The sequence below is a fragment of the Archangium sp. genome (assembly GCF_036389735.1).
Classification (GTDB): Bacteria; Myxococcota; Myxococcia; order Myxococcales; family Myxococcaceae; genus Archangium.
Genome location: NZ_DASVWK010001040.1, coordinates 1 through 10,487 on the forward strand (window position 1 = coordinate 1; position 10,487 = coordinate 10,487).

General features: G+C 71.9%; 9 protein-coding genes. 2 read left to right on the forward strand and 7 right to left on the reverse strand.

Going from position 1 to position 10,487, the window contains the following annotated elements; genetic code table 11:
- Positions 1 to 99: 99 nt before the first annotated feature.
- On the reverse strand, positions 100 to 378 hold the full coding sequence (locus VF794_RS37165; RefSeq protein WP_331118001.1) for an acyl-CoA dehydrogenase family protein: 279 nt from the start codon (positions 376 to 378) through the stop codon (positions 100 to 102).
- Positions 379 to 463: 85 nt separating this feature from the next.
- Between VF794_RS37165 and VF794_RS37170 the strand changes: the two genes are divergently transcribed.
- Positions 464 to 1,225: an SDR family oxidoreductase gene (locus VF794_RS37170; protein ID WP_331118002.1), complete on the forward strand. Its 762-nt coding sequence runs from the start codon at positions 464 to 466 to the stop codon at positions 1,223 to 1,225.
- Position 1,226: 1 nt separating this feature from the next.
- Here VF794_RS37170 and VF794_RS37175 read toward each other — a convergent pair whose 3' ends face one another.
- The 5 genes from VF794_RS37175 to VF794_RS37195 all read right to left on the reverse strand — a co-directional run bounded on the left by VF794_RS37175 (position 1,227) and on the right by VF794_RS37195 (position 5,764).
- The gene (locus VF794_RS37175) at positions 1,227 to 1,730 is read right to left on the reverse strand and encodes a gamma-glutamylcyclotransferase (protein WP_331118003.1); all 504 of its coding nucleotides are present in this window, start codon (positions 1,728 to 1,730) and stop codon (positions 1,227 to 1,229) included.
- A 13-nt stretch (positions 1,731 to 1,743) separates the two neighbouring features.
- Positions 1,744 to 2,880 carry a hybrid sensor histidine kinase/response regulator gene (locus VF794_RS37180; protein ID WP_331118005.1) on the reverse strand — a complete coding sequence of 379 codons (1,137 nt, stop codon included), beginning with the start codon at positions 2,878 to 2,880 and terminating at the stop codon, positions 1,744 to 1,746.
- Between the two features lie 99 nt (positions 2,881 to 2,979).
- The gene (gene thiE, locus VF794_RS37185) at positions 2,980 to 3,636 is read right to left on the reverse strand and encodes a thiamine phosphate synthase (RefSeq protein WP_331118007.1); all 657 of its coding nucleotides are present in this window, start codon (positions 3,634 to 3,636) and stop codon (positions 2,980 to 2,982) included.
- Between the two features lie 14 nt (positions 3,637 to 3,650).
- Positions 3,651 to 4,469 (reverse strand): hydroxyethylthiazole kinase, encoded by an 819-nt coding sequence (gene thiM / locus VF794_RS37190; RefSeq protein ID WP_331118009.1) that lies wholly within the window; start codon positions 4,467 to 4,469, stop codon positions 3,651 to 3,653.
- A complete protein-coding gene (locus VF794_RS37195) occupies positions 4,466 to 5,764 on the reverse strand; it encodes a Caspase domain-containing protein (protein ID WP_331118011.1) in 1,299 nt (432 codons plus the stop codon). The genes thiM and VF794_RS37195 overlap by 4 nt, the downstream gene beginning before the upstream one ends.
- 165 nt (positions 5,765 to 5,929) lie before the next feature.
- On the opposite strand from VF794_RS37195, the gene VF794_RS37200 reads away from it, so the two are divergent.
- Positions 5,930 to 9,268, forward strand: a complete 3,339-nt coding sequence (locus VF794_RS37200; protein ID WP_331118013.1) for a hypothetical protein — start codon at positions 5,930 to 5,932, stop codon at positions 9,266 to 9,268.
- 4 nt (positions 9,269 to 9,272) lie between these two features.
- Here VF794_RS37200 and VF794_RS37205 read toward each other — a convergent pair whose 3' ends face one another.
- On the reverse strand, positions 9,273 to 10,478 hold the full coding sequence (locus VF794_RS37205) for a hypothetical protein (RefSeq protein ID WP_331118015.1): 1,206 nt from the start codon (positions 10,476 to 10,478) through the stop codon (positions 9,273 to 9,275).
- Between the last annotated feature and the right edge of the window lie 9 nt (positions 10,479 to 10,487).

Genomic DNA, 10,487 nt, shown 5'->3' on the forward strand with positions numbered 1-10,487 from the left:
GTCATGCGCGCGTTGTTGAGGCAGGACAGGGGCCCGCGCAGGCCCGTCACCCCGGGGAGCACGTTGCGGTCCGGCACGCGCACGTCCTGGAAGGACAGCTCACTGGTCATCCCCCCGCTCCAGCTCCTGGAGGATGAGGCCGTAGCTGACGGTGTTCATCCCCGCGCAGCCGTAACCCTGGAGGTTGGCGCCGAGCACGCCCATCTCGGCGAGGCGGGGCACGAGGTGGGCGGGGAAGGTGCCCTCGCGGAAGTGCTTGCCGATGATGGGCAGCACCTCGGTGTCGACGAAGCGGGCGACGGTGTCGCGGGCGGCCCTCTCCTCGTCGGAGAGCAGGTCGTCGAGGCGGAAGAGGTCGGTGATGTCCGCGCGGGGCATGGGGAGTCCTACAAGGGGGGTGGGCGGCTGGGGCTTGTATCACTGGCCGGGCCAGCCGAACGAGGTCCGGGTATTGTCCGCGGCCATGACGACTTCCAAGAAGACGGCGGTGGTGACGGGCGCGAGCCGAGGCATCGGCCGGGCCCTGGTGCAGGCCTTCGTGAAGGAGGGCTACGAGGTGTGGGCGCTGGCGCGGGCGGCGGACGCGCTGGAGGCCCTGGCGCGCGAGACGGGCGGGGCGGTGCACCCGCTGGCCATCGACGTGGCGGACGAGGCGGCGGTGCTGGCGGCGAGCAAGCGGATGCTGGAGGCGGGGACGCCTCGGGTGCTGGTGAACAACGCGGGCATCACCGTGTCGGCGCCGCTGAACAAGACGACGACGCAGGACTTCCACAAGGTGATGGCGGTGAACGTGACGGCGCCGTTCCTCTTCAGCCGCGAGCTGATGCCAGCGATGGCGGCGGCGGGCGGGGGCCGGGTCATCAACATCGGCTCCATCGCGGCGACGCGGGGGGTGAAGTACACCTCGGCCTACTGTGCGTCGAAGCACGCGCTGCTGGGCCTGACGAAGTCGCTGGCGGTGGAGTGGGCGCGCAAGAACGTGACGGTGAACATCGTCAACCCGGGCTGGGTGGAGACGGACATGCTCACGAACGCGAAGGCGGCCATCTCCAAGAGCACGGGCCGCTCGGAGCAGGAGGCGCACGCGGCGCTGGCGAACATGAACGCCATGGGCCGGGTCATCCAGCCGGAGGAGGTGGCGGCCCTCTGCGTCTTCCTGGCCTCGGACGCGGCGGCCACCATCACCGGCTCGGCGTACAACATCGACGGCGGCGAGGCGGGCTGAGCTACAGCAGCCGCACCAGCTCCGCCACATGCGGATCATGCTCGCCGGCCTGGGCGAGCGCCTCCGCCAGCAGCCGCACGTACTCGCGGTTCGGGCCGCTGGGGCCGTGGGCGGAGCGCACCACGGCGGCGATCTCCTCCAGCGGGGCCGGCCCCAGGTAGTGGGGGTTGGACGGGCCGGCCACGTACACCAGGGCGTCCAGGGACGGGGGCTCGCGCGTCTCCAGTCGCACCCGGTGCCGCTCGTAGCCGCCCTGCTCACGGAAATCCAGGTGGGTCAGCACCTCCTCCACGCGCTCGGGGGCGATCCGGTACGCCACGCCCCAGCAGCGCGCGCCGGGCTCGGGCACCAGCGTCACCACCCGCCCGGGGTACTCCGGCATACCCCGGTGGTCCGTCGAGCCCTGCCAGAAGCGTCGCTCCCAGCCCGTCAGCCACGCCTCACGGCGCTCCTCGTAGGGGAAGGAGGGACGGAAGATGAGGGAGCCGTAGCCGAAGATCCACATGCGCGTGTCCCGCTCAACAGGCCCCGTCCTCGACGAGGCAGGGCAGCCGCACGGTGAAGGTGGTGCCGCTGCCCAGGGTGCTCCGCACGGACAGCGAGCCCCCCAGCACCCGCGTCAGCTCCCGGGCGAGCACCAGCCCCAGCGCGGAGCCGCTCGCCTTGCGGCCCTTGGAACCCTCTATCCGGCGGAAGCTCTCGAAGATGAAGGGGAGCTGGTCCTCCGGAATGCCCCCTCCCGTGTCCTCGACGGCGAAGACAGCCTCGTGTCCCTCGGCGCGCGCGGTGAGCGCGACCGTTCCAACCGAGGTGGTACCGGCCGCGTGGGCCAGCAGGTGGAGCAGCACCTGGCGCAGCTTCAGCTCGTCCGTCCGCAGCACGTACACCTGCTCGGCGATGTCGCTGGTGAGCTCGACGGCCTTGCCCTCGAGCCCCTCGCGCACCGTCATGGAACACTCCTCGGCCAGCTCCCGGAAGTTCACCAGCTCCGTCACCACCTCCATCCGGCCCGCTTCGATGCGGATCAACTCCAGGACGTCATTGATGAGTGTGAGCAGCGCCTGGGCACTCTTCTTGACCAGCTCGAGGTCTCTGCGCCCGTTGGGCGTCAGATTGCCGCCCTCCTCGATGCCCAACAGATCGCAGTAGCCGATGATGCCGTTGAGGGGCGAGCGGATGTCGTGGTTGAGATCGGCCAGGAACTCGCTGGTGCGCTGGCGATGCTCCTTGGACCGTCGGTGTTGGCGGCGCTCGATGGCCCGCCGCAGCTCGCGCTGCACTTCCAGCACCACCTGCGCCAGCCGCCCCATGTCCAGGTAGCCGTGGGCCCCCGCCGCCAGCACCGCGCTCAGCTCCGCCTCGTCCCACCGCGGCGTGAGGACGAGGAAGGCCAGCCCGGGAGCCTTCTCCCGCAGGAGCGGCGCCGCCTCCCGGAAGCCCAGCCCCGCCAGCTCCGCCCCACACACGGCCAGCTCCCACGGACGCTCCAGCGCCGCCTTCAGCGCCTCCAGGGTGGACACCCGCTCCACGGAGACGGCCAGTCCCGTCCCCCGCAGCCGCTCCAATACCTGTTGCGTCTCGCTCTCGCCCGCCACGAAGAGCAGACGCGCGGCGTCTCCCTCTCCCAGCGATGTCACCGGACCCGGACTGGTCATCCCTCGACTTCTCCTGACACGAGAATCTTGCAATGCCGTGAAGTCAGGAGCAAACCGCGAAATGCGCCATCCGTCCAGCCCGAGTTGACAAGAACGGCCCTACCTTTCCGGTGAGCGCCCGCGCCCTTGCCTCACGGACCTGGCGAGGGTGCTCGCGGCGACCGCGCAGTCCTCCGCGGAACAGATGGCGGACACCACCGACACCCCATCCGCCCCCGCGGAGATCACGGCCGAGGCGTTCTCGGGAGTGATACCGCCAATGGCCACCACCGGGACGGGGAGCTGGCGTCGCAGCAGGGTGAAGCCCTCCAACCCGAGCGCCGGGGTGGCGTCCGCCTTGGAGGCGGTGGGGAAGATGGGGCCCACGCCCGCGTAGTCCACCACCGCAGGATCCAACGTGGGCAGATCCTCCGGCCCGGTGATGGACAGCCCCACCAGGGCCTCGGGGCCCAGCAGGCGTCGGGCCACCTCGGGCGGCAGGTCGCTCTGCCCCACGTGGACCCCGTCCGCGCCCAGCGCCAGGGCCAGATCCACCCGGTCGTTGACGAGCAGTGGCACCCCCAGCGGCCGGAGCCGTGCGAGCAGGGCGCGGCCCAGCTCCAGCGTCTCGCGCGCCGAGGCGTCCTTCTCCCGCAACTGCACCACGGTGACCCCGCCACGCACCGCGGAGAGCACCACGTCCACCAGCTCTCGCCCGCGCGCCAGCGGCCGGTCGGTGACGAGGTAGACGGACAGGTCGGGCACGCGCCGCGTCATGAGGGGGGCCTCGCTCAGCGCACGCGGGCGCGGGCGCGCACGGTGGCTTCGTCCAGCGTGTAGAGCGCGTCCAGCAGGTGCAACTGAAGCGAGCCCGGTCCCCGGGACTGCTCGGCCGCGAGCTCTCCCGCCAGGCCCAGCACGGCGAGCGCGCGCGCGGCAGCCAGCACGGCGTCGGGCTCCACCGCCAGGAAGGCGGCCACGAGCGCGGACGCCGTGCACCCCATGCCCGTCACCCGGGCCATGAGCGGGTGACCGTTGTCCACCGCCACCACGCGCGAGCCGTCGGTGACGTAGTCCGTCCGGCCGGTGATGGCCACCACGGTGCCCAGCCAGGAGGCCAGCCTCCGGGCGGCGTCGAGCGAGGCCGTGGAGGAGCGGGTGCTGTCCACCCCGCGCGTGTCCCCCGCCTCCCCGGCCACCGCGAGGATCTCCGAGGCATTGCCGCGAATGACGGCCGGGCCCTGGCGGGCCAGCTCGCCGGCGGTGGTGGTGCGGTAGTGGGTGGCCCCGGCCCCCACCGGATCCAACACCCAGGGAACCCCCGCCGCGCGGGCGGATTTCACCGCCAGCCGCATCCCCTCCACCCACTCCGGCGAGAGGGTGCCGATGTTCACCACCAGTGCCTGCGAGAGGGCCGCGAAGTCCGCCACCTCCTCGCGAGCGTGCACCATGGCCGGCGAGGCCCCCACGGCGAGCAGGGCGTTGGCCGTGTTGTTCATCACGACGTAGTTGGTGATGTTGTGCACGAGCGGCGCCCGCTCCCGCACCGCCTTCAGCGACTCCCACACGCCTGAGAGGAGGTCCACCATGTCCGTACCGACATCGCTCATGGGGTAGCCCCTGTCGTACGCGGTCCCGAGGCGGGCGAGTCCCAGGTGCCGCTCTCGCACTGGAGCAGACGCTCGAGGACGGCGAGCGCTGGCGACGCTCCGGACGCGCTCAGCTTCTCCCGCATGCCGATGTTGATGAGCTCCATGCGGAGGCGCTCGACATAGGCGGCCTGCTCTTCCGTCCGAGGAACCGCGGCCTTCAGGTTCTTGTTCCACGACAGCTCGGGAATGAAGCCCACCTTCTTCATGAGGGACTCCACGACGTAGCGCTGCTCCGGGCGCCCGGTGCGTGACACCTCGGCGATGGGCGCGGAGACGAAGCGGCGCAGGTCCTTGCGCGAGGCGCGCCGCTGCAACCAGTCCTCCGAGGTGGAGAGCGGCAGATCCGGCGTCTCCCCATCCACCTTGGCGAACGCGTGGGCCTCCGCGTAGCTCACCCTCCCGTCCCCGTCGTAGTCGGCCGAGGCCACGGCCATCCCCGTGCGGCTGCGGCCACTGAGCCCGGCGAAGAAGCTGGAGCTGTAGTCCCGGTAGTCCGCCTCATCCACCTCCGGGGTGCACCCGACGGAGGGGAGGTACTTCACGGTGGCGAAGAAGCCACAGCGGGGCTGCGCCACCACGGGCCGCTTGGGATTGGCCTCCTGGTAGATGAAGTTGGCGAACGAGCCGGCGTAACACTGGGACATCATCGTGACCACCGGCGTGGTGCTCGGGAGCCGATTCAGGAAGAGTCCGAAGGCCCGCACCGTCAGCGAGTCCCCCTCCCAGAGCGCCAGGTGGTTGTTGTTCAGGTTGCGGCCATTGGCGCCCCCGTGGCCGGTGAAGTAGATGAAGACGGGCTGCTGGGGCGAGTGCCGGGCGCTCTGCTCCACCCAGTCCAGGAAGCGCTCCAGGGTGGACGGGCCCTTGAGGTGGGGAATCTCCGGCACCTTGAACAGCTCGCGCGTGCCGTCACCGAGGTAGCGGACCGTGGCCTGCCCATCATTCCCGTTGGCGAAGTAGACGGTGGCGGAAGAGGGCTCGAGCCCGAGCGCCTCGAGCGTCCGCTGGAAGTAGCGGACATTCTTCTCCAGGGCGATCTCATTGCTGGAGGGCTCGCCGCCTCCGCCCAGCACCAGGAAGTTGGAGGCACGTGGCGGGGCGGAGAGCCCTTCGAGGGGGGCCGAGGGCTCGGGGGCCTCGACGTCCGCGACCTCCTCCTCCGCGGGCATCGGCCATTCAGCGGATTCGTCCGTGTCCTCGGAGATGGGGGCGCGCGCACACCCCAGTACCCCCACCCACAACAGCACGACCACACTGCTCCTGCCTGGCAATCCCCGTGTCATGCCGGGGAGTCTACCGCGAGCCGCACCAACCCTGTCCGACGAGGAGGCGGACGCCCCCGTGGAGCAGGGTGGAGACTCCAGCCCCCGAGGCGACCCGACTGGTCTAACGTTGCCGGCCCTCGGGAGGGAGCACCCATGCAGGTACCATCGCGCGAAGCGCTGCTGTCGGAGCTGGACTCGCTGGGTTACAGGGCACGCATCGCGCGGGTGGCCACGCTGGGACGGGATGCGCGGGCCACCCCCAAGCTCCCGGAGCTCCTGTCCGCGCTCCTGTCGGGTGAGGCCTACGAGGCGTGCCTCGCGCTGGAGCTGGCCCGGGGCGCGCGCGACGAGGCCGTGTTGCTGCGCGGCCTCACCCACCCGTCCTGTCTCGTGCGCGGCCGGGCCGCCGGCTTCGTCGGAGACTTCGTCCAGGACGACGTGGCCCTCGAGCGGGTGCTTCCGGAGTTGTCCCCCTCCGTGCGGCGGCGCGTCCTCAAGGGCGTGGCGCTGGCCCTCCGGAGCGCGCTCGCGAGCCGGCTCTTCCCGGGCATCCTCTCTCGCCACGGCGCCGCCGAGGCCGCCCTGCTCCTCCCCGCCCTCGACACAGAGGCGGTGCGCCGCCTGCTGCCGGAGCTGGGGCACACCGTGCGGAGCTGGCGCACGCTCGTCCACCGCCACCCGGACGCGGTGCTTGCCTTCCTCCAATCGCGCCTCACCGACGCGCCGGAGCGCGAGCGCGCGCACCTCTTCACCCGCTACCGCACGCCCCTGGCCGAGCTGACGCTCCAGCGGGGCGAGGCCGTGCTCGCGCTCGTGCGCGAGCTGTCTCCCCCGGACTCGCTGCCGCTCTTCGTGGCGGACACGCTGCCCCGGCTCACGCGCCACCACCCGGAGCAGGTCTTCGCGCTCCTCACCCGCCCGGCCTTCCGCGCGCAGCTGCTCGCGCGGGGGTTGTCCGCGGGACTGCTGCGTCAGGCCCGGGCCTTCTCCCAGGAGCAGCGGCTCGTGCTCTCACGGGCCCTGGCGGACGCCCCGGACCACCTCGCCTCCTTCCTGGCCGCCCTCCCCCCCTCCGCGCGCGCCGCGCTCTTCGCCCACGCCTTCGAGGGCGCGCCGCCGCGCCTGTTGCCCGGGACCCTGTTCGCCGCCCTCCCCCATGCCACGCGCGACGCCGAGGCCGTGCGCGAACTCGGCCTGCGCGAGGCCCAGGAGGACCGGAACGTTCAACTCACCCTCCTGTCCCTGCGTAACATCGAGCACGCGCGCGAGCCCCTCCAGAAGGCCGCCTTCGCCAGCAAGGCCGAGGATCGGGCGCAGGCGCTCACGCTGCTCGTGTACAGCACGGGACTGTCCCGCCGGGAGCTGAAGGAGACGCTCGCGTACCTCTCGCGCCTGAAGAACGACCAGGACCCGGTCCGCCTCGCGGCCCTGACCGCGCTCTCACGGGTGCCCCTCTCCCTCTTCACGCCCGAGCACATCCCCGCCCTCGAGATGCTGGTGACGTACGTCGTCGAGGCGCGGGACACCTCGCGAGGCACCCAGTCCGCGCTCCAGGAGCTGGCCTTCCGCCTCATCCGCGCCCACGCCACCCAGCCCGAGGGTCCCCTCTTCCGCTTCGCCCTCGACACGTTGAAGCGGCTGGCCGGCCAGTCCGGCACGCTCGTCCTCCCCTCGCTGGAAGCCCACCTGCCGCGCGGCGCCGAGCATCACCTCTTCGCGACCCTGCTTCCGATGATCCGCTCCGCGAGCCAACGTGAGAGCTACGGCCTCATCCTCACGCTCACCCAGGCGCTCGGCCGGCGCGCGTGGAAGCTGGACATGCTCCAGGCCCTGCTCGAGCCCATCACCCAGGCCACGCCCGACTGGCTCGCGCAGACGGCCCTCCAGCTCTGGCTGGAACCACCGCGCACGCGCGATGTGCGGGTGCGCAAGCTGCTGGACCGGGACGAGAGCGCCATCACCCTCTCCGTCGTCTTCGAGCACCTCCACCTCCGCCGGCAGGAGTGGTTGGACCCGTTCCTCGAGGGGCGTCCCCTCCGAGGGCGCTACTCCACGGGCAAGACGGGCTGGGCGCCTCCCGCGCGCGACGGCTTCCACCGGTGGCTGCCGCGCCAACAGGCCCGCTTGCGCGACCTGCTCCTGCGCATCGCCCGCGACACCGAGCGCAGCGCCTGGGAGCGGATGAGCGTGCTGCACATCCTCCCCCGGCTCCAGGTGGTGGCGGTGGACACGCTGACGCCCTTCCTCGACTCGAAGGATGTGCCCACGGTGGAGGCCGCGCTCGGCGCCTTCGCGTGGTTGGACAAGCCGGAGCCGGCGCTGCCCCTGTTGTTGGAGAATCTCGACGGAGACCGCGCCCGGGTGGCCATGTACGCGGTGCCCCGCGTGGCGAAGCTCGTCTCCGCCGAGACGCTCTCCACCGCGCTCGGCGCGCTCCTCTCGCGCGAGAAGCTGAAGGTGACGGTGCACAAGGAGGCGCTGCGATTGCTCGGCGTCTTCCGCTCCGCGCGAAGCGTGGCCCTGCTCCGCCAGCAGTGGGACAAGCCCCAGCTCCACCGGGACGTGCGCATCGCCGTGGGCCATGCCGCGCGCCAGTTGCTCGACGACTCCACCGTCTGGGAGTTGCTGGAGGCCATGGCCCGGAGCGCGGACCCGTATGTGGCCGCGAGCCTCCTCGAGCAGCGGCCCGAGCAGCTCCCGCCGCACCTGCGTTCGCGCTACGCGGCGCTCGTGCTCCAGGTGTCCCGCCACCCGGAGCTGACCGTGCGCCGCCAGGCCTTCACGGCCCTGCCGGACTGGTCCGCCGGCAACGAGGAGCTGGTGGCGCGCGAGGCCTCCGGACGCGTGAAGGACCTTGCCCAGGGCGCCGAGTGGCGCGAGGCCCTGCGGGCGCTGGTGGAGGCGACGCGTGAGGGCCGGGCCTTCGAGCAGGTGGTGTCTTGCGCGACGGAGCTCCTCTCCTCGCCCCTGCTCCCGGCGCACGACGCCACGCCCGAGCGGGACGTGCCCGCGCGCCAGCGGCTGAAGACGCTCTGCCAGGAACTGCGGACCCTGCCGAGACCGGTACGCCTCGGCCTGAGGGAACACCTGGACGAGGTGGCCCGGGTGCTCGCCCGGGAGGCCTCGCTGTGGCCCGAGCGCGCCGCGCTCCGACTCTGCCACCTCGACTGGCGTGACCTGGGGAGCGCCGCGAAGGCGGTGCTGGAGCTGACGGCGGAGGTGCGCGAGGAGCCTCTCCACGCTCCGACCCTCGCCGCGATCGTGGCCGCCTCGGTGGGAGACCCGCTCGCGGAGTGGACGCCGGAGACCCTCCTGGAGACCGCGGATGCGGTGACCGCCGAGGCGCCCCTCGTCGCGGTGGAACTCGTCTCCGCCGCCGGGCAGCGCCTCCACTGGCGCGAGGACGCGGCCCGCCGCCTGCGCTCGCTGCGCCAGCACCCGCGAGCCGCCATCCGCGCCGTCGCCTTCGCGCTCGTCACGGCGAGCGAGTAGTCCTTCAGGGGGCCTGCTTTCCCCCCGGCCCTCCGGACAGCTCGTCCACGTGCTGCTTCGCCTCGTTCACGTCCTTGCCGAGCTCCGCCAGGTAGCGCTCGCGCTCCTCGCTCGTCCATTCGGCCGGGGAGAAGCGGTCCAGCGGGTACTCCTGCGTGGTGTGGATGTAGCCGGTGAGCGACTTCACCAGCTCGCGGTCCGGGTCTCCCTGCTCCCGCAGGAGGAAGCCCTCCACGTCCCGCAGCTTCAGGGGGAAGGCGGGACTCTCGGTGCGGAGGAGCAGGCCGAAGACGGTGAACTTCACCTCGCGCGCGCCGGCCTCCAGCTCCTCGTTGAAGGACACATACGCGAAGGGAATACCGGACTCGTCGTCGACACGCCCCGCCATCACGTAGCGGCCGGGCTTGCGGACCTGGAGGCCCACGTAGAGCTGGAGTGAGCCCTGCTCCACCACTTCACGTACCTTGCCGGTGAAGGTGGCGGGGGGCGCCGCGGTGAAGACGATGTCGAAGAAGGCACCGCCCTCGGCGCTGCCGCTGGTGCGCACGCGGAACTCCACGCGCAGGGTGCCCTCGAACATGGCGAAGCCCTGGCGGGCTGGCTGGAAGCTCGCGGTCCACGTGGCATCGCCGGCCACCTCGTCCCCGAGGCGCCCCGAGTCGTTGAAGTCCACCGGCACCGCGCTGAGCTGCTCGGCCGCCATCATGTGCGGCGCCTCGTGGGCGATGGCGGAGTGCACCTCGCACGGCAGCGGCTGGTGGGTGTTCGCGTTCTCGCAGCCCACGAAGAAGCGCACCACCTCGTCGCCCGCGACGAAGATCTTGTCCTGCTTGAGGCGCAGGGAGATGTCCCGCTGTCCCTTGGCGAGGGGCTGCGTGCGCTCGGGCGCGGCCGGGTACACCTGGTCCGGGTGCTCCTTGATGGGGCGCGACTCGGGAGGGTAGCGCGTGGACTCCACGTAGGAGTCGTAGGTGAAGCGCGCCCGCTCCAGCCGCTTCTCCCAGAGCTGCCGCTGCGCCTCGCGCTCGGCCTCCTCGGGCGAGAGCGGCGCGGCTTCGGGCAGCGGGGCGGGCCGAGCGGCCGCGGACGGCGACGGGCCCCTCGGCGCCTCACGGGCCGGCGAGGAGTCCGAGGCCAGGGGCTCCGGCTCGGAGGCGGACACATCCGCCGAACCCGAACCGGGCCGGATGAGCCCCAGGGACAACAGCAGCCCTCCGAC